Genomic DNA, 18560 nt, shown 5'->3' with positions numbered 1-18560 from the left:
GTCCCGGCCGCCGGGTCCGTCCAGCGGGCGCAGCGCCGCGTAGTCCGCCGCGTCGGCCAGGCGGGGTATCGCGTCACCGTCGAAGAGCCGGGCCGGCGCGGCATCGGCCGGGCGCATCCGCCAGAGCCGGTGCTGCAACTCGCTCCAGGTGCCCCAGTCACTGGCCGAGGGGATACGGGCGATCTGGTTGCCCTCCACCATCCCGGACTCGGCGTTGACCACCGCGTGGTGCCGGGGCAGCGTCTGGGCCGCGTCGTTGCGCTCGGCGAGGATCCGTAGCGCCTTGGGCAGTGCGATCCGCAGGGTGAACTGGGCGACCAGCGCCGGCCGACCCCACAGCGCCTCGATCCCGCGTACGTCCTGCGACGCCAGCACCAGGTGGATGCCCTGCGACCGGCCCCGGCGGGCCAGGTCCTCCAGCAGGTCGGCCGCCTCCCGGGCGACCGCGTCCCGGCCGGCCAGCAGCATCTGGAACTCGTCGACCACGGCCACGATCCGCGGCCATCGGCCCTCGGGGTCCACCGACCGCAGCTCGGAGAGCTTGGTGACCTCGTGTCGCTTGGCGGCGTCCGCCCGGCGACGCAGCTCCTCGGCGAGGAACCGGAGCAGGGCCAGCCCGAACTCCCGGTCGGTGTTCACGTTGATGCCGACCAGGCGCATGTGCGGCAGCCAGCTCGGGTCACGGCGGCCCTGTGCGAACCGGGCGAAGGAGACCCCTTCCTTGAAGTCGAGCAGATAGAACTCCAGCTCGTTGGGGGAGTAGCGGGAGGCCAGCGCACCGATCCAGGCGAAGATCAGGTTGGTCTTGCCGGTTCCCGACGGCCCGCCGATCAGGGCGTGTGGCGGGTAGTCGCCCAGGGTGAGCAGCACCGGACGGCCGAGTGGCCCGTCGCCGATCGGCGCGGTCAGGCCGGCCGCGGAGTCCTCCCGCCACAGTTGGTCGTCCGGTGGCAGCAGGTCGGTGAACGGGGCCGGCGGCGGCCCGGCGGCCACCTCCGCGGCCACCTGCCGGCAGGTCTCGGTCACCAGGTGGGCCGGCGGCGGCCGGTCCAGCCGCACCGACAGGCCGGCACCCCCGCTGAGCTGGGTGTCGCCGGGATCGACCACGATCCGCTCCACGGTCGGCTCGTCCGGCAGGTCGATGCCGCGTACGACGAGGTGCACCCCACAGGCCGCGCCGGTACGGATCACCCGGTCGAGCTGCCCCCGCTCGTGGCGGGACAGCTCGTCGCCGCCGAGCAGCACCGCCACCCGCCACGGCTCGGGACGACGGCCGGTCGCGGCGGCCAACTCCCGCAGCGAGCCGTGTTCGCCGGCAAGGACCGTCTCGTTGATCCGTCGAATGTGGTCGGTGAGATCGTCGAGCAGGTGGGCCAGGCCACCCGGCCCGACGAAGGTCAGCAGCCCGGCGGTGGACAGGGGGGCGAACCCGGCAAGCCCTCCGCCCAGGTGCTCCGGGTCGTAGCCGATCAGCCGTACCGCGCCCGGGGCGGCCTGCCCCAGGGCACGCAGCAGCAGGGTGGAGACGACCGCGTCGCAGCCGGCGCGATTGTCGCCGGAGACGTGGATGTGGCCGTGGTCGAGCAGCGGTACCAGGGCCGGCACCGGTTCGGCGTCGGGCAGGCGGATCGACCCGATCCGCAGCCACCCGGGCGGCTCACCACGTACGACCGGGCTGGGTCGCCAGTCCGCCCAGGCGGCACCCCCGGCACCGGGAGCCGCGCGCTCGGCCGCTTCGGCGGCCTGCTTGGCGAGAGCGGCGATCTGGGCGGCGTGCTGATCGCCGATCTCGGCGACCCGACGGTCCCGTTCCGCCCCCACCCTCGGGGGCAACCGGCGAGCCGCCTCGCGGGTGCGGATCAGCCGGTCCTGTGCGGTTTCCAGGTCGGCGCGGGCAGCGGCCAGCCGCGCCCGGGTCGCACCCAGCGCATGGGAGAGCATGCCGCGCGCCCGGACGACGAGCTGCATTCGTACGTCAGCCACGGCTCTCCTGGGTCGCTGCGGTGAGCGCTTCCTCGTCGCGGCCGAGTCGGCGTAGCAGCAGGCCGGTCAGCACGCCGGCGGCGACCGCCGGATCGGCCGGATGCGGCTGGGCGACCTCCTCCGGGGGGTCCTTCGGTGGAGGCATCCGGCACACCCGGGTGAGCACCGTGTCGAGCACCGCCGGCGGCAGCCCGGGGAGCAGGTCACGTACCCCGCCGTTGACCTCGTCGCGTAGCTTCGGCAGATCCTTCGCCCGGGGCGGATGCCCCAGCAGTTCGGCGGCCAGGTCCCGCAGCATCGGTGGGGCCACCGCCGCCAGGTTGAGGCCGACGTTGGCGTCCACGTCCCGCAGTTCGGCATGCAGCCGTCCACGGTCACCGGACCGTACCTCTGCGGCCACCCGGCGCAGCAACTCCCCGGCGTCGGTGACCCGTTGGCTCGGCTCGGCCACCGGGGTCTCCCGACCGCCGGTCAGCTCGGCCACCCGGACCGCCCACCAGCGGCGTACCGTCCGGGAACCGCGACCATCGGGCACCCCACCGACCTCACCGGCCGGCGGACCGGCCGGGCCCGGGCGTCGCTCGGCCGGTGGCGCGGCCGGGCCGTCCTGGCCGAGACCGATCGCGACCAGGTAGCTGGCCAACTGGTCCTGGGCCACGCGGAGAGCGTGGCCAGCGGTCTCCGCATGCTCGATGGCGGCGGACAGTTCCGGTACGCCCATCGGGTCGGCGGACTCCTGGCGCACCCAGCGCAGCCGTTCCGAGGCCTGCCCGAGCCGCTCGAGGATCTGCACTATCAGGGCCACCGGTAGCTCGTCGGAGGTGGCCCTGATCTGTGCGCCCAGTTCCTCGATGATCGACATGGCGGATCAGAGTGTCGAGACGTAGATCTGTGCCTGCTCGACCGCGGCCAGCGTCGCAGCGAGGCATTCTTCCAGTTCCTGGGTCGCCTGGGACAGTGAGGCCTGAGCGGCGTTGACCGTCTCGTGCCCACTGCCCTCCAGGGCGCCGGCCAGCGTCTGCTGTGCCTCGGTCAGCTTCTCGCTGGCCGCCTGGACCGCAGTCTGACCGTCACCGATCTGTTGGAGGGCGGCGTCGATGGCGGCCTTCAGCTCGGCGACGCTTGCCACAACGACCTCCTGGGGGCGGGGAGGGCTATCCTCAGAGCCTATCCCGATCGGGCCGATCATCCGGTAGTGGGTCGAAGCTGTCCATGTGTCCGGTCCGGCTCGGTGGCCACCCGCACGATAGAGGGCGAGGTCGAGCGGGACCGCTCTGGGGCCGCCGGTCGTACAGTCGGATCTCCGACATCCGCCGTTGGGCGGTTGGTCCGTGACTGTGGCAGCGACCGGTGGTATCGCGGGTGTGTGTAGGAGACCGACGCGCTGCCACTTACCGGTCGTTGCCGCCGCTGATCGTCCGGCGCTGCCACTTACCGGTTGTTGCCGCCGCTGATCGTCCGGCGCCGCCACTGACCGATCGGTGCTGTCGCCGCCGGTAGGGCCGGGTGAGTCGTCGCCGGTGGGGCCGGGTGACCGGCCGGTGCTACCGGCGGCACGGGTCAGCCGAGCAGCCAGCGAGGACCCCGTACCTGTGCCCGTAACCCGGCGACCCGGTCCCGTAACACCCGATCCGCGGTGACCACCACGCACGACCGGCCGTCCGCCACCGTACGGACGAGATCGACGATGGCGTCGTCGCCGGATCCGGTCGCGGCGACCACCCGTACCTCGGCGGTACCCGGAACCTGCCGGGCCGCCCCCTCCACGACGAGGACCACCTCGACCGGCGGTGGCAGGCCGGGCAGGCCGGTGTGGGTGACCGGGGCCAGGGCGTCCCGGAGCCGGACGGTGGCTGCGGCCCGGTCCCGCCACCAGCCGTCAGGGCGGGAACCCACGACGTTGGCCGCGTCCACGACCAGCAGTGGCTCGGTGTCCATACGCCCCAGACTGCCATCCCGGCACGTTTGCCAGCGCAGCCGCCGGGTAGCCCACGCCGACTGTGGCGTGCGGGTAAGGGGGACAGCTCATGGCACAGGGACCCGGTGAGTTCGGCACCGACCCCTGGGACGAGTTTCTGGCCAGGTACTTCGGCCGGATCGAGGGTCGCCGCCCGGCGCAGCGGGTGGACATCACCCGGTTGATGACCGCGGACGCCCGTGAACTGCTGGCGGACGCCGCTCGCCGGGCCGCCCAGGCGCGCAGCAACGACCTGGACACCGACCACCTGCTGTGGGCGGCACTGCAACGGGAGCCGCTGCGTGACCTGATCCGTCGGGCCGGCGCCGACCCGGAGTCGCTGCTGGGCGCGTTGGGCGGGCCGCCCGCCGGCCAACCCGCGCCGCCCGGTGACTTCCCGGCGAACCTGTCCCTCACCCCGGCGGCCAAGCGGGCGCTGCTCGACGCGCACAAGCTGTCCCGGGCGATGGGCGCGTCGTACATCGCCCCGGAACACATCCTGATGGCCCTGCCACTCAATCCGGAGTCCCCCGCCGGCCGGATGTTGGCCTCCAGCCGGGTGCAGCCACAGTCGCTCCAGGCCGCCGGAGCGGAGCGGGGGATGCCCGCCGCCCGGCCGGACCGGGGGACACCCACCCTCGACCAGTACGGCCAGGACCTGACCGACCTGGCCATGGCCGACCAGATCGACCCGGTGATCGGCCGCAGCGACGAGATCGAGCAGGCGGTGGAGATCCTGTCCCGGCGTACCAAGAACAATCCGGTGCTGATCGGCGAGGCCGGCGTCGGCAAGACGGCGATCGTGGAGGGGCTGGCGGAGCGCATCATCGACGGGGACGTCCCGGAGACGTTGCTCGGTAAGCGGGTGATCCAGCTCGACCTGGCCGGCCTGGTGGCGGGCACCCGCTACCGGGGCGACTTCGAGGAACGGGTGAAGAAGGTCATCGACGAGATCCGGGCGCACGGTGACGAGTTGATCGTCTTCCTCGACGAGATGCACACGCTGGTCGGCGCGGGCGGTGGCGGTGAGGGCGGCATGGACGCCAGCAACATGCTCAAGCCGGCGCTGGCCCGGGGCGACCTACGGGTGATCGGTGCCACCACGCTCAACGAGTACCGGCGGTACATCGAGAAGGACGCCGCGTTGGCCCGGCGGTTCCAACCGGTCCTGGTGCCGGAGCCGTCGGTCGACGACACGGTGACCATCCTGCGCGGGCTACGGGACCGTTACGAGGCCCACCACCAGGTGCGCTTCGTCGACGAGGCACTGGTGGCCGCCGCCGAGTTGGCCGACCGGTACATCACCGACCGGTTCCTGCCCGACAAGGCGATCGACCTCATCGACCAGGCCGGCGCCCGGGTCCGGCTGCGCATCCGTACCCCCGCTGGCGACGTGCGCGACCTGGAGCGGGAGCTCGAGGAGGTACGCCGGGACAAGGACCAGGCGGTCGCCGACGAACAGTACGAGCGGGCCACCGAACTGCGTGACCGGTTGCAGCAGATCCAGGAACGGATCGAGGCGGCGCGCGGCAACGGTGAGCAGCACGAGGTGCCCCAGGTACGCCCGCAGGAGATCGCCGAGGTGGTCTCCCGGGCCACCGGCATTCCGGTCAGCCAGTTGACCGAGGAGGAGCGGGACCGGCTGCTGCGGTTGGAGGGACACCTGCACGAGCGGGTGATCGGACAGGACGATGCGGTCGCCGCCATCGCCGAGGCGGTCCGGCGGTCGCGTACCGGACTGGCCGATCCGGACCGGCCGATGGGCAGCTTCCTGTTCCTCGGCCCGACCGGGGTGGGCAAGACCGAGTTGGCCCGGGCGTTGGCCGAGGCGCTGTTCGGTGAGCCCGACCGGATGGTCCGGCTGGACATGAGCGAGTTCCAGGAACGGCACACGGTGAGCCGACTGGTCGGTGCCCCGCCCGGTTACGTGGGGTACGAGGAAGCGGGGCAGTTGACCGAGGCGGTGCGCCGCCGTCCGTACGCCGTGGTGCTGCTCGACGAGATCGAGAAGGCGCATGCCGACGTGTTCAACATCCTGTTGCAGGTGCTGGACGAGGGCCGGCTCACCGACAGCCAGGGCCGCACGGTCAACTTCCGCAACACTGTTCTGATCATGACGAGCAACCTGGGCTCAGAACTGATCACCGGTACCCAGCGCAGTGTCGGGTTCGGCGGAAACGGTGACAACGAACATGAGAGTTCCGAACTGCGCGAGCGGCTGATGCGCCGGCTGCAGGAGCAGTTCCGGCCCGAGTTCCTCAACCGCATCGACGAGATCATCATCTTCCGTCGGCTGGAGGCCCAGCAACTGCGCCAGATCACCGAACTGCTGCTGGAGGAGACCCGCCGGCGACTGCACGCCCAGGACATCATCGTGGAATTCACCACCGCTGGGGTGGACTGGATCGCCGAGCACGGGCACCAGCCGGAATTCGGGGCCCGACCCCTGCGCCGGACCATCCAACGCGAGGTCGACAACCGGCTCTCCCGGATGCTGCTCGAGGGATCTCTCGTGCCGGGGCAACGGGTCACCATCGGGGCCCATGAGGGCTCGCTGACATTCGAGGTGTCGCAGGGCGAGCGCAGCGCGGCGGCTGCGGCGGCCAGCTGAGGAGAGGAGTCCGACATGACAGAACCCGAGGAAGAACACGAGAAGACGCTGAAGACCGACGCCGTGCTCCATACCCCGAGAACGGCCAACCCGGGCCGGGTCAAGAAGGAGCAGCCGAAGGCCACCGTCGATGTGGACTGGAACGAGGGGGAACCTGTGGAACCGCGGATCACCCCTCGGGAGGAGCGCTGATGGCGCGGGAGAGCCGTATCGAGCCGGAGGTCGAGCAGCTCTGGGAGGACTTCCACAGCTGTGTCAACGTCACCTCCGACCAACTGCGTACCTGGCTGATGGTCCAGGGGTCCGGCGAGGAGGCGTTCGAGCCGGAGCCGCATCTCGGGTTACCGGAGCCCGGCCGGCACATCCTGTCGATCCTCGGCAAGCGCAAGGTCGACCTCACCGCGGAGGACATCCAGGTGATGCGGGAGACCGTCGTGGAGATCCAGGATCTGCTCGACGGGCCGCCCGAGGAGGGGCTACGTGACGAGCAGTGGCGGCATTCGCTGATGAACCTGGGCCACGACCCACTGAACCAGCGCTGAACGGTTGTGGGAGGGAGAACTGCCCAGACCCAGAAAGTCGGTCGACGGCGATCATCGCCGTCGACCTTTTCCGTGCTCGCCCGGTGCTATTCCGTACCGACGCTCTGGATCTCCAGCCCTGCGGCGGCAGCCGCCGCCTGCCGTTCGGCGCGTACCAGTTCCTCCCGGGCGACCAGGGCGGCGTATTCGGCGATGTCGGCCGGCGTGGGCACTGCGGGCAGCCGCCCGAGGAAGTCCTCCACGTCCCTGGATACGGAGGTGTGCGCGGCGGCGATCCGGCGGGCGGTGTCCCGATCGTCCGCAGGCTGGTACAGGTCGCTCATGTCCGGTGCGTACCCGGTGTCGGCGGCTTCGCACTTGCTGGCAGCCACCAGAACCCCGTCCCCCTTTCGCAGCCGGCGGTTGTGGCGCCCGAATGGTGCGCGACCGGTGCGGGTGGCGACTTCTGCTTCACGTCACGCTCAGTGGTGTGACCGTGGGTGCGGTCTGCTGTCGTACGCCGAATTCGGGATTGTGTCGCAACCAGGCCAGGTAGCGGGGGTTCTGCTCGAGGGTGTCGAGGTAGGCGGACACCGCGTGGGCCAGTACCCGGTCGGCGGTGGACGAGGCCGGGGCGTCCGGGTGCCAGCCGAGGAGCAGCCGCCAACGTAGCGGTACGCCGGCCAGTGGCCGGGTCACCAGGCCGGGCGTGGAACGGAAGGTGGCCTGGCACAGTGCCACCGCTGCCCCGGTGTCCACCAGATCGATGCATCCCCGCACGTCGGTTTCGTACATCTTGCGGGGGGTGAAGCCGGCGCGGGCGCAGGCGGCGGCGAAACAGTCACCGAAGCAACCGTCCCCGGGTGCGGCCACCCACTGTTCGCGCTTCAGTTCGGCCAGGTGGATCTCGTTGCCGGCGGTGAGTGGATGCCGCTCCGGCAGGAGGACGAAGACCGGCTCCATGGCGATCGACCGCCAGGCCATGTTGGGGTCGGCGGACGGTGTTGAGTCGCCGCACACCCCGGCCAGGATGTAGTCAATTCGGCCGCTGAGCACGAGTTGGGCCAACTCGTCCACGGACCACGAGGCGTACGTGCTGATCTGCGCGTGTGGCTGTTCGGTGGTCAGTCGATGTACGAGCCGGCCGAGGATCGGACTGTTGACCCCGCCGAACCGGTAGCGGCTCATCGTCGTGCCGGCCCCGGCCAACCGGACCGCCTCGTCCTGAAGGCCCTTCATGGCCGGCAGCAGCACCCGGGCCCGGGCCAGTACCAGTTCGCCCAGGGCGGTGGGACGTGCGCCGCGCCGGTCCCGTTCGAAGAGCACACCGCCGAGGGTGCGCTCGATGCGTTGCAGTTGTGCGGTGAGCGCCGGTTGGGCCAGCCCCAGCGTCGAGGCAGCCTTGGTCACACTGCCGGTCTCCGCTATCGCACAGACCACCTTCAGGTGCCGTAGCTCCAGGTTCATAACGTGACGGTAGGACCAGGACAGGATTCACCGGAAGACCTTTGGTCATGAAAGATCCTCCGAAAGAAAACTGAAAAACAACCGAAAGGACATCGACGTGCATTAACTGCGTGTTGGTCCAGGAGTCGTCGGTTCTCGATGTGTAGGAGGCTCCTGTCAGCTGCTATGTGGTAGCTGATCGCATGTCAGGAGTTGTTGCCGTGGGCGGTGGGCGAGCATCCGGCGACCCGTCGGTCCGTGTCGGCGGTTGCCGGCATGTCCCTTCAGATGTTGCCGGATGTCATTTCGATCGTTGCCCCGCGCCCGATGCGGTAAACCGTGACACGACATGACCACCTTCGAACCGGGAGCCGTTCCACCACTCGTACGTCCGATGGCCACCGGGCGTGCCCGTCAGCGTGCGGTGTCCCACCCGGGCTGTTGTTCCGTCGGGGCGGTGAGGTGGGTCCAGCCGGGCGGCTCGTGGGGTTCGGCCCGGAGCAGGCCGTAGTGATATGAAGAACCGCATGACGAGCCACGCCGCGCCAACCGGTCCGAGCGCCGTCGACGAGGTCGTCGACCTCTGTCGGGACCTGCTGCGCATCGACACCAGCAACACCGGGGACAACGCCACCAGCGCCGGCGAGCGGGTCGCCGCAGAGTACGTCGCCGAGAAGCTTGCCGAGGTCGGTGTCGAGTCCCGGATCCACGAGTCCGCCCCCGGGCGGGCCAACCTGATCGCCAGGATTCCCGGCATCGATCCCGGACGGGACGCTCTGCTGGTGCACGGGCACCTCGACGTGGTGCCCGCCGACGCCGCCGAGTGGTCGGTGCACCCGTTCTCCGGTGAGGTCCAGGACGGCTACCTGTGGGGCCGGGGCGCGATCGACATGAAGGACTTCGACGCGATGGTGCTGGCCGTCGTACGGGACTGGCAGCGTACCGGGGTACGCCCGCCCCGCGACATCGTGCTGGCCTTCACCGCCGACGAGGAGGCCGGTAGCGACTATGGGGCGCACTTCCTGGTCGAACAGCACCGGGAACTGTTCGACGGGTGCACCGAGGCGGTCGGTGAGGTGGGCGGTTTCTCGTACTCCGTCAACGAGAACGTGCGGCTCTATCTCATCGAGACCGCGGAGAAGGGGATCGACTGGCTGCGGCTGCACGCCCGTGGGCGCCCCGGTCACGGCTCGATGGTCCACGACGACAACGCCGTGACCGCGCTTGCCGAGGCGGTGGCCCGGGTCGGGCGTCACCGCTTCCCGGTCGTGGTCACGCCCACCGTACGTGCCTTCCTGACCGAGGTGTCCGAACTGCTCGGGATCGAACTCGATCCGGACGACCCGGAGGTGGCGATCGCCAAGCTCGGCCCGATCGCGAACATCATCGGCGCGACCATTCGCAACACCGCCAACCCGACGCGACTCGACGCCGGCTACAAGGACAACGTGATTCCTGGTCGGGCAACCGCCACTATCGACTGTCGCAGCCTGCCCGGCCAGTCGGAACTCCTGTTGGAACAGTTGCGTGAGGTGATCGGCCCGGACCTGGACGTGGAGTACATCCACCGGCAGCCCGCGCTGGAGACGACCTTCGACGGTGCGCTGGTCGAGGCGATGTCGGCGGCGCTGCGGGCCGAGGATCCGGGTGCCCGGCCGGTGCCGTACATGCTCTCCGGCGGGACCGACGCCAAGGCGTTCAACCGGTTGGGGATCCGCTGTTTCGGCTTCGCGCCGCTGCGGCTGCCCCCGGATCTCAACTTTTCCGCGTTGTTCCATGGCGTTGATGAGCGGGTACCGGTGGAGGGGCTACAGTTCGGCGTGCGGGTGCTCGACCGGTTCCTGCGCAAAAGTTGATTCATCCGGTTACGCGGCATTCGGCCAGCCCGGCCCGCGAGACTCGCAACGAAGGGACTTCCACCAAATGACCGACCAGCATGCCGAGCTGGACGCTGCCCTGGAGAGGGTCTTCGAGACCGCTCGGCGGCACCTCGCCGCAGTCAAGGCCGCCCAGGGCCGCATCGACGACGACGAGGTCTGGCAGGCGTACGTCGAACTCAACAACGCGTCGTTCGAATACGACGAGCGCCTGCTGGACGCCTTCGGTGAGGTGACCCCGTGGGACGTCGAATCGATCGACCCGGACGAGGCCGACGCCCGGCTGGCGGCGGGCCTGGCCGGGGTGGACGGCGTCGAACCAACCGATCCGCACCCGCGCGTGCTGTCGGTACGCCAGCGGCGCGACTACCGGGTGCCGAGTGTGGCGGCCCTCATCCGCGTGGCCGAGGCAGCCCGACGTACCAGCGTCCCGGGCGAGGACGAGTTCGAGCCGATCGAAGGGGTCGGCGAGGCGGTGCTGGAGTTGTTGCAGGTCGGCGACGGTTCGCTCGGTGCGCTGGACATTCCGGAGCTGGAGCCGCTCGACGGTGTCGTGATGGTCAGCGAGGTAGGTGCGCCGTTGGACCTGGAGGCCTTCGACGACGACGACAGCGCCGGGCCGTTCCAGCCGAACGCCGACGACCGGCTCATCGGTCGGCTCGACGAGCACCCGTTCCTGACCGCCGACGACGAAACCGACGAGGTGGAGGCCCGCTAGGCCGTCGGGTGGCCCCCGGGCGGTGGTCCGGCGGCCCCGGTTCGGGTGGGGAACTAGTAGGAAAGGCCCGGTTGCGCCTTGTTGGCCAGTCGGCGGCGTAGCACCACCTGGCGCGTGCCGTCCCGGAACAACCGCACCCGGGCCAGTTCCCATCCGGAGAACTCCGCCTGGATCGCCAACTGCGCCGCTGCGGTCATCCGATCGACATTCGGTGGTAACCGCAGCGGCGCGTATTCGTAGTCCATGCGTTCATCCTGCCCACCTCGATGGAGCGGCACCAGTCCCTCCACCAGGTAAAAATGGGCGGATTCTCACCCGTCCCGCTCGGGATAGCCGATGGGCCCCGACGACACGTCGTCGAGGGCCCGGGCGATCTCTGCGGGCAGGGTCATCTGCTCGACCTGTAGGGCGCCCAGGAGCTGCCCGACGGTACGGGCGCCGATGATCGGGGCGGTGACGCCGGGTCGGTCCCGGACCCAGGCGAGCGCGACCTCCAGGGGGGACACGCCCAGCCCGCCGGCCGCCGTAGCGACCGCCTCGACGATGCTGGAGCAACGTGGCTCCAGGTAGCCGGCTACAAAGCGCTCGAAATGTGGCGAAGCGGCCCGGGAGTCGGCTGGGCGGCCGTGCCGGTACTTGCCGGTGAGCACCCCGCGGCCCAGCGGTGACCAGGGCAGCACGCCCAGCCCAAGATCCGCGCAGGCCGGCAGCACCTCCCGCTCGATCCCACGTTCGAGCAGGGAATACTCCATCTGGGCGGCGACCACCGGGGCCCGGCCGGGAAAGGCCGCCTGCCAGGTTGCCGCCCGGGCGGTCTGCCAACCGGAGAAGTTGGAGACCCCGACGTATCGGACCCGTCCGCTGCTCACCGCGTAGTCCAGCGCGGCCAGCGTCTCCTCCAGCGGCGTGTCCGGGTCGTAGCCGTGGACCTGCCACAGGTCGATGTGATCCGTACCGAGTCGGCGTAGCGACCCGTCGAGGGTGCGTAACAGGTGGCCACGGGAGCCGTCGCGGCGTCGCGACGAGCCCGGCCGCAGTCCGGCCTTGGTCGCGATCAACAGGTCGTCGCGGGGCGCGAGGGTGCCGAGCAGGGACCCGAGAACCGACTCGGCGTCGCCGTCGCTGTAGACGTCGGCGGTATCGAGTAGATTGCCCCCTGCGTCCAGGAAACTTCTGAGTTGGGCGGCCGCATCGTCGGCATCGGTGTCCCGGCCCCAGGTCATGGTGCCGAGCGCGAGCCGCGAAACCGCCAGCCCGCTTCGGCCGAGCGGTCGTTGCTGCATGGGTTGAACCTTATTCAGAAGGTGGCGTTCCCGATATCCGCGCTCCCGCTGATCCGGGTAGGTCCGCCCGGTCGGGCAGGACTGAGCCGTACCGGGCGGGGCACCCACCGCTTGTCGACCAGCCCTCGGCATTGCGTAACCTGATTCGATCGACCTGCGGATGGGGGAGCGAACCAGTGCGACTCGGACTCAGCCTCGGCTACCAGACGGCGTGGAGCACACCAGCTGACCATCTGGCCCTCGCGCAGGAGGCGGACCGGCTCGGCTACTCGGTGGTGTGGGCCGCCGAGGCGTACGGCTCGGACTCGCCGAGCATGCTGGCCTGGTTGGCCGGGCAGACCCAACGGATCGACGTGGGTAGCGCCGTGATGCAGATTCCGGCCCGTACGCCCGCTGCCACGGCGATGACCGCCGCCACCATCGACGCGCTCTCCGGCGGCCGGTTCCGGCTGGGCCTCGGGGTCTCCGGACCGCAGGTCTCCGAGGGCTGGCACGGCGTACGCTTCGCCAAGCCGCTCGGCCGCACCCGGGAGTACGTGGACATCGTCCGGTTGGCCATCGGCCGCAAGCAGGTGGAGTACCACGGCAAGCACTACACGCTGCCGCTGCCCGACGGGCCGGGCAAGGCGTTGCGCCTCGGCTTCCACCCGCCCCGGGAGCAGGTCCCGATCTATCTCGCCGCGGTCGGCCCGAAGAACCTGGAACTCGCCGGTGAGATCGCCGACGGCTGGTTGGCCATCTTCTACGCGCCGGAGTTCGCCGCCGAGCAGTTGGCCGCGGTCGCTGCCGGCCGGGCCCGGGCCGGCAAGGAGTTGGCCGGCTTCGACGTGGTGCCGAGCGTGCCGGTGGTGGTCGGCGACGACGTCGCCCAGTGCGCCGAGTTGGTGCGCTGGTACGCGGCGCTCTACGTGGGCGGCATGGGCAGCCGGGAGCAGAACTTCTACAACCAGTTGGCCACCCGGATGGGGTACGGCGAGGCCGCGCGCGAGGTGCAGGACCTCTACCTGGCCAAGCGGCAGCGGGACGCCGCGGCGGCGGTGCCGATGGAGTTCATCGACCGTACCTCGCTGCTGGGGCCGAAGGAGCGCATCGCCGAGCGGATGCGGGAGTACGCCGCAGCCGGCGTCACCACCCTGTCGCTGACCCTGTTCGCCGCCGACCGGGACAGCGGCATCCAGACGTTGCGGGCCTGCGCCGAGGCGCTCGACCTGGCCGGGGTCGGCGAGTGATCATGGCGCTCCCGTCGGGGCGTGGAGCCGTCGACGATCCGGCGCCGGTCCGGGAAGCGCTGCCGCCCGGCTGCCGCCCGACCGTAGGCTGCTGATCGTGGCGACCCTTCTGCTCCTGCGACACGGCCGTACCACCGCCAACGCTGACGGCGGTCTGGCCGGCAGGCAGCCGGTCGAGCTCGATGAGACCGGCCGGGTGCAGGCGGTGGCGGTCGGGGCCCGGTTGGGCGTACTGCCGCTGGCGGCGGTGGTGACGAGCCCACTGATCCGGTGCCGGCAGACCCTGGAACTGGCGCTGCCCGGCGTGACACCGACCGTCGAAGAAGGACTCAACGAGTGCGGGTACGGTGCCTGGGAGGGCCAGCCGCTGAAGAAACTGGCCAAGGACCCACTGTGGCCGGTGGTTCAGCAGCACCCGAGCGCAGCGGTCTTCCCCGAGGGGGAGGCGATGGCCGCGATGGCCGCCCGGGCGGTGGCTGCGGTCCGGCGCTGGGATGCGCAGCTGACCGCCGAGCACGGTCCGGAGGCGATCTGGCTGGCCTGCACCCACGGCGATGTCATCAAGGCGATCGTGGCCGACGCGCTCGGCGTACATCTGGATCTCTTCCAGCGGATCGTGGCCGACCCGGGCTCGGTGACCGCGATCCGGTACACCCCCACCCGGCCGTTCGTGCTGCGCCTCAACGACGTCGGGGGCGACCTGGCGAACCTGGTGGTGCCTCGGCGGTCCCGGCGGCGTTCGCGTACGGCTGAATCGGACGCGGCCGTGGGTGGAGGCGCGGGCAGCGGAGCTGCGGGACCGGAAAGATGAGGGCTGAGCTGGTCCGCACGGGTGGCCCGGGACGGCTGCCGGAGACGATTCGGGCCGGTGCGCTGCGCGGTGGCGGAGCCGGCCGGATAGGGTCGTAGGTATGACCCACCAGGTGCACGCCTTCGAGCCGCCAGAGCGGTTCGTCGCCGGGACTGTGGGCGCGCCGGGAGACCGCACGTTCTTCCTCCAGGCGCGCGGCGGTGGCCGGCTGGTCAGCGTCGCGCTGGAGAAGGTCCAGGTGTCGTTGCTGGCCGAGAAACTCGAGGAACTGCTCAGCGAGGCGCACCGCCGGTTCGGGGTGGAGTTGCCCGAGCCGGTGGCGGCAGCGGCGGACAACGACCCGCTGGACACCCCGGTCGACGAGGAGTTCCGGGTCGGCACGTTGGGCCTGGCGTTCGACGTCGATACGGCCACCGTGGTCATCGAGGCGATCGCAGTCGGCGAACGAGAGGCCGAGCTTCCCCTTGGCGCCGGCGAGGCCGAAGCTGTCGACGATGACGAGGAGCCCGACGACGACCTCGATCGGTTGCGGGTGCGGCTGACCCCGCAGGCGACCCGGGAGTTCATCGAGCGGGCCCGCCGCGTGGTGGCCGCCGGGCGTCCCCCGTGCCCACTCTGCGGCCAGCCGCTGGATCCCGCGGGTCACCTCTGCCCGCGCCACAACGGCTACCACCGGTGACGTCGTCCGATCTGCGGCCCATGCTCCATGAAAACGATGCCCTGCGGCTGTTGCGTGACGGTGAGTTCGAGTTGGAGGGTCGGCTGGCCGACGCCTCCAACACCACGCTGCGGGGCTTCCTCACCCTCGACGGAGTGACAGCCCGCTGCGTCTACAAACCGGTACGTGGTGAACGTCCGCTGTGGGACTTCCCAGACGGCACCCTCGCCGGCCGGGAGGTTGCCGCCTACCTCGTGTCACGGGCCACCGGATGGGACGTCGTACCGCCGACGGTGCTGCGGGACGGACCCTTCGGCCCGGGTGCCTGCCAGCTGTGGATCGACGAACCGGCGCAGGCCCAGCCGTTGGTCGGCTTCGTCCCGGACGAGAGCCTCCCGTCGAACTGGTTCCCGGTCGCCGCGGCCCGCGACGATGACGGACAGGCGTACGCCCTCGCGCACGCCGACGATCCCCGGCTGGCCCGGATGGCGGTACTCGACGCGGTGATCAACAACGCCGACCGCAAGGGTGGGCACGTGATCATCGGGTCGGACGACCGGGTCTACGGCGTGGACCACGGGGTCTGCTTCCACATCGACGACAAGCTGCGCACCGTGCTGTGGGGGTGGCTGGGTCGAGAGCTGCCGGTGGACGCGGTAGACGTCCTGCGCCGGCTGGCGGGTGAACTCGACGGCCCGCTGGGGGAGGCGTTGGCCGGACATCTCACCCCGGCCGAGGTCGCTGCCGTGGCGGCGCGGGCGGCCCGGCTGCTGGCGACCGGGCAGTTTCCGGAGCTACCCGAGGACTGGCCGGCGATGCCGTGGCCGCCGATCTGACCGGTGGTCTTGATCACCTCATCCCCCGACTTGGGACCGGAGCACCCTGACTAGGCTGGCGGGTATGGAATCTTGGGTGGGGCACGAGGTGCCGAGGCTGCCGGGAACCGGTCAGCCACTCGCGTTGTTCGACTCGGCGCGGTGCGCCGTCCACCCCACCAACCCTGGCGGGGTGGCGACGATGTACGTCTGCGGGATCACCCCGTACGACGCCACCCATCTGGGCCACGCCGCCACGATGATCACGTTCGACCTCGTGCAGCGGATGTGGCGCGATGCGGGACATTCGGTGACGTACGTCCAGAACGTCACCGACATCGACGACCCGCTGTTGGAGCGGGCGGAGCGCGACGGCGAGGACTGGGTCGTGCTCGCGATGCGCGAGACCGCGCTCTTCCGGGAGGACATGGAAGCCCTGCGGATCATCCCCCCGGCGCACTATGTCGGTGCGGTCGAGTCGATCCCGGACATCGCCGAGCGGGTGCAGGCGTTGCTCGACGACGGGGCTGCGTACCGCCTCGACGACGGCACCGGCGACATCTACTTCGACATCGCCGCAGCACCCCGATTCGGGTACGAGTCCAACCTGTCGCGTGATCAGATGCTGGAGTTCTTCGCCGAGCGGGGCGGTGATCCGGAGCGGCCGGGCAAACGTGACCAGCTTGATCCGTTGCTGTGGCGGGGAGCACGGGAAGGCGAGCCGCAGTGGCCCGGTGGCGCGCTGGGCCCGGGCCGGCCCGGCTGGCACATCGAATGCGCGGCCATCGCCCTCCGGCTGCTCGGCGACAGCATCGACGTCCAGGGCGGCGGCAACGACCTGATCTTCCCCCATCACGAGTGCTCGGCGGCCCACGCCGAGCGGCTGACCGGTGTGCAGCCCTTCGCCCGGCACTACGTGCACGCCGGAATGATCGGCCTCGACGGCAGCAAGATGTCCAAGTCCCAGGGCAACCTGGTCTTCGTGTCCCGCCTCCGGGGCGACCGGGTCGACCCGATGGCGGTCCGGCTGGCGTTGCTGGCCGGGCACTACCGGACGGACCGGCAGTGGACCGAAGACCTGCTCAAGAACGCGATGCAGCGGCTCGGCCGGTGGCGCGAGGCGGCTGCGGCAGCCGCCGGCCCGTCCGGGGCCGACCTGCTGGCCGGCGTCCGGGGGCGCCTGTCCGACGATCTCGACACACCCGGCGCGCTGGCCCTGGTGGACAACTGGGCCAATGGTGCGCTCGCCGGTGCCGGTGATGATCCCACCGCTCCCGCACTGATGGCCTCGACCGTCGACGCCCTGCTCGGGGTACGCCTCTAGTCGGTCGCGTACGGCCACCGGCGGTCGGCCACAGACCGCTCCAGGATCGGGCCCGGGTCGGGTGGTTGCCCGTCCGGGCCAGAATCCCACCGAGGGCCCGTCGCAGGGCGGTCTCCGGTCGAGGGGTGGCGGTAGTGGCGTTCGAAGTTGTCGTGGTCGTCGTGATGCTCGTTCTGGTGGTACTGACCCTCGTCGGCTTCTACTTCCTCCCGCCGCGTGGCTTCCGCTCCAGGCGTGGCCGGCACACCGCCGGTCGTGCCAGGCGCGGCCGGTACACCGACGGCGGTTCCGGGAACGTCGGGTACGGCGACCCGGGAAACTACGGAGACTCCGGTGGGTACGGCGACTCCGGTGGCTACGGTGACTCCGGCGGGGGCGGTGGCGACGCCGGGGGATTCTGACGTCCCCCGGGCACGTGGATCGTCATCGCGTACCCGCCCCACGCCCAAGCTTGTTTCTTCGGCCGCTCAGAAGAGGGTCAGGGGCTCGGCCGGTATCGGCTCGGGCAGTACCTCGAGTTCGGGGATCCGTGCCCGTACCTCGTCGTGGAAGCGGCGGGCGAGCACGGGCGCTTCAGCGTTGTCCGGGGTGTGGACGAACACGGTCGGCGAGCGGCCCTCCCGCAGCCATTCGGCGACAACGTCGATCCACCGCTGCCAGCCCTCGATCGTCTGCGCGGAGGCGTCGCGGCCGAGGTACCGGACGATCGGTCGGTCGGTCAGTGCGCGGTCCCGTAGCGGCATCCGGGGCTTCTTGGCCCAGGCATCCCGTTCCGCGTCGCTGGTCGGTGGGCTTTGAAAGAATGCGGTGGTGTCGAATGGAATCCATTCGGTGGCCTCGGCGGCAAGTGCTGCCTCAAGGAGTCGGGTCGAGCGGGGGTCGCTGAAGAACGCCGGGTGACGTACTTCCACGGCGTATCGATGGGATCCGGGGAGCCGGCGTAGAAAGTGGGAGAGTGCGGTCACGTCAGTGGGGCCGAACGATCCCGGCAGCTGGATCCAGAGGGCATGGGTCCGCGGACCGAGTGGCTCGATCGCGTCCAGGAAGACGCGAAGGGCGTCGTCGACGTCGGTGAAACGGCGCTCATGCGTGATGAGCTTCGGGAGCTTGAGTACGAACCGGAAGTCGGGGTCGGTCTGCCGTGCCCAGGACGCCACGGTTTCCCTGGTCGGGGTCGCATAGAACGTGGTGTTTCCCTCGACCGCATTGCACCAGCCGGCGTAGTGCCGTAGGCGCTCGTGGGACGGAAGCGGATGCACCAGAAGTCGCCCCTGCCACGACTTGTGGGTCCACATTGCACATCCCACGTGAAGACGCATGACGCCGC

Annotated in this window: 20 protein-coding genes; 11 read left to right on the top strand and 9 right to left on the bottom strand. The window is 70.4% G+C overall.

Going from position 1 to position 18560, the window contains the following annotated elements; translation table 11 throughout:
• The 4 genes from ACFQ4H_RS12140 to ACFQ4H_RS12125 all read right to left on the bottom strand — a co-directional run.
• On the bottom strand, positions 1-1983 hold a 1983-nt coding region (locus ACFQ4H_RS12140), incomplete at its 3' end, for an FtsK/SpoIIIE domain-containing protein (RefSeq protein WP_377570148.1).
• Positions 1976-2845, bottom strand: a complete 870-nt coding sequence (locus ACFQ4H_RS12135) for a hypothetical protein (RefSeq protein WP_377570147.1) — start codon at positions 2843-2845, stop codon at positions 1976-1978. The genes ACFQ4H_RS12135 and ACFQ4H_RS12140, both read right to left, overlap by 8 nt.
• A gap of 6 nt (positions 2846-2851) precedes the next feature.
• Positions 2852-3112: a hypothetical protein gene (locus ACFQ4H_RS12130; protein WP_377570146.1), complete on the bottom strand. Its 261-nt coding sequence runs from the start codon at positions 3110-3112 to the stop codon at positions 2852-2854.
• A 431-nt stretch (positions 3113-3543) separates the two neighbouring features.
• Entirely contained in the window at positions 3544-3921 is a 378-nt protein-coding gene (locus tag ACFQ4H_RS12125) for a PIN domain-containing protein (RefSeq protein WP_377570144.1), read from the bottom strand.
• 89 nt (positions 3922-4010) lie between these two features.
• Between ACFQ4H_RS12125 and ACFQ4H_RS12120 the strand changes: the two genes are divergently transcribed.
• The 3 genes from ACFQ4H_RS12120 to ACFQ4H_RS12110 are packed head-to-tail and all read left to right on the top strand — an operon-like array spanning position 4011 to position 7093.
• The gene (locus ACFQ4H_RS12120; protein ID WP_377570142.1) at positions 4011-6551 is read left to right on the top strand and encodes an ATP-dependent Clp protease ATP-binding subunit; all 2541 of its coding nucleotides are present in this window, start codon (positions 4011-4013) and stop codon (positions 6549-6551) included.
• A 15-nt stretch (positions 6552-6566) separates the two neighbouring features.
• Positions 6567-6743, top strand: a complete 177-nt coding sequence (locus ACFQ4H_RS12115; RefSeq protein ID WP_377570139.1) for a hypothetical protein — start codon at positions 6567-6569, stop codon at positions 6741-6743.
• Positions 6743-7093: a DUF3140 domain-containing protein gene (locus tag ACFQ4H_RS12110; protein WP_377570137.1), complete on the top strand. Its 351-nt coding sequence runs from the start codon at positions 6743-6745 to the stop codon at positions 7091-7093. Before ACFQ4H_RS12115 ends, ACFQ4H_RS12110 begins: the two co-directional genes overlap by 1 nt.
• An 86-nt stretch (positions 7094-7179) precedes the next feature.
• Here ACFQ4H_RS12110 and ACFQ4H_RS12105 read toward each other — a convergent pair whose 3' ends face one another.
• Entirely contained in the window at positions 7180-7416 is a 237-nt protein-coding gene (locus tag ACFQ4H_RS12105; RefSeq protein ID WP_377570176.1) for a hypothetical protein, read from the bottom strand.
• 127 nt (positions 7417-7543) lie between these two features.
• Positions 7544-8539, bottom strand: coding sequence for a LysR family transcriptional regulator (locus tag ACFQ4H_RS12100; protein WP_377570135.1), 996 nt, complete (start codon positions 8537-8539; stop codon positions 7544-7546).
• A gap of 506 nt (positions 8540-9045) precedes the next feature.
• Here ACFQ4H_RS12100 and ACFQ4H_RS12095 point away from each other — a divergent pair.
• Both ACFQ4H_RS12095 and ACFQ4H_RS12090 read left to right on the top strand, forming a co-directional pair.
• The gene (locus tag ACFQ4H_RS12095; RefSeq protein ID WP_377570133.1) at positions 9046-10374 is read left to right on the top strand and encodes a M20/M25/M40 family metallo-hydrolase; all 1329 of its coding nucleotides are present in this window, start codon (positions 9046-9048) and stop codon (positions 10372-10374) included.
• A 67-nt stretch (positions 10375-10441) separates the two neighbouring features.
• A complete protein-coding gene (locus tag ACFQ4H_RS12090; RefSeq protein WP_377570132.1) occupies positions 10442-11113 on the top strand; it encodes a hypothetical protein in 672 nt (223 codons plus the stop codon).
• A gap of 53 nt (positions 11114-11166) precedes the next feature.
• Here ACFQ4H_RS12090 and ACFQ4H_RS12085 read toward each other — a convergent pair whose 3' ends face one another.
• Together ACFQ4H_RS12085 and ACFQ4H_RS12080 are read right to left on the bottom strand one after the other, a co-directional pair.
• Positions 11167-11358, bottom strand: a complete 192-nt coding sequence (locus tag ACFQ4H_RS12085; RefSeq protein ID WP_377570131.1) for a DUF5703 family protein — start codon at positions 11356-11358, stop codon at positions 11167-11169.
• Positions 11359-11424: 66 nt separating this feature from the next.
• Positions 11425-12396 carry an aldo/keto reductase gene (locus ACFQ4H_RS12080; protein ID WP_377570130.1) on the bottom strand — a complete coding sequence of 324 codons (972 nt, stop codon included), beginning with the start codon at positions 12394-12396 and terminating at the stop codon, positions 11425-11427.
• A gap of 176 nt (positions 12397-12572) precedes the next feature.
• Between ACFQ4H_RS12080 and ACFQ4H_RS12075 the strand changes: the two genes are divergently transcribed.
• The 6 genes from ACFQ4H_RS12075 to ACFQ4H_RS12050 all read left to right on the top strand — a co-directional run bounded on the left by ACFQ4H_RS12075 (position 12573) and on the right by ACFQ4H_RS12050 (position 17634).
• Positions 12573-13625, top strand: coding sequence for an LLM class F420-dependent oxidoreductase (locus tag ACFQ4H_RS12075; protein WP_377570129.1), 1053 nt, complete (start codon positions 12573-12575; stop codon positions 13623-13625).
• Between the two features lie 88 nt (positions 13626-13713).
• Positions 13714-14436, top strand: a complete 723-nt coding sequence (locus ACFQ4H_RS12070; protein WP_377570174.1) for an MSMEG_4193 family putative phosphomutase — start codon at positions 13714-13716, stop codon at positions 14434-14436.
• A 100-nt stretch (positions 14437-14536) separates the two neighbouring features.
• Complete coding sequence (locus tag ACFQ4H_RS12065; protein ID WP_377570126.1) at positions 14537-15115, top strand: DUF3090 domain-containing protein; 579 nt, start codon at positions 14537-14539, stop codon at positions 15113-15115.
• Positions 15112-15930: an SCO1664 family protein gene (locus ACFQ4H_RS12060; protein WP_377570124.1), complete on the top strand. Its 819-nt coding sequence runs from the start codon at positions 15112-15114 to the stop codon at positions 15928-15930. The genes ACFQ4H_RS12065 and ACFQ4H_RS12060 overlap by 4 nt, the downstream gene beginning before the upstream one ends.
• Positions 15931-15994: 64 nt before the next feature.
• Positions 15995-17233, top strand: coding sequence for a cysteine--1-D-myo-inosityl 2-amino-2-deoxy-alpha-D-glucopyranoside ligase (mshC, locus tag ACFQ4H_RS12055; protein WP_377570122.1), 1239 nt, complete (start codon positions 15995-15997; stop codon positions 17231-17233).
• 134 nt (positions 17234-17367) lie between these two features.
• Positions 17368-17634 (top strand): hypothetical protein, encoded by a 267-nt coding sequence (locus tag ACFQ4H_RS12050; RefSeq protein WP_377570120.1) that lies wholly within the window; start codon positions 17368-17370, stop codon positions 17632-17634.
• Positions 17635-17700: 66 nt separating this feature from the next.
• Here the strand turns inward: ACFQ4H_RS12050 and ACFQ4H_RS12045 are convergent, their stop codons facing one another.
• Positions 17701-18528, bottom strand: coding sequence for a DUF72 domain-containing protein (locus ACFQ4H_RS12045; RefSeq protein WP_377570118.1), 828 nt, complete (start codon positions 18526-18528; stop codon positions 17701-17703).
• Positions 18529-18560 lie beyond the last annotated feature (32 nt).

Source organism: Micromonospora sonneratiae, from assembly GCF_042679305.1.
GTDB lineage: Bacteria > Actinomycetota > Actinomycetes > Mycobacteriales > Micromonosporaceae > Micromonospora_H > Micromonospora_H sonneratiae.
This window is presented reverse-complemented; position numbering and strand designations above follow the sequence as displayed.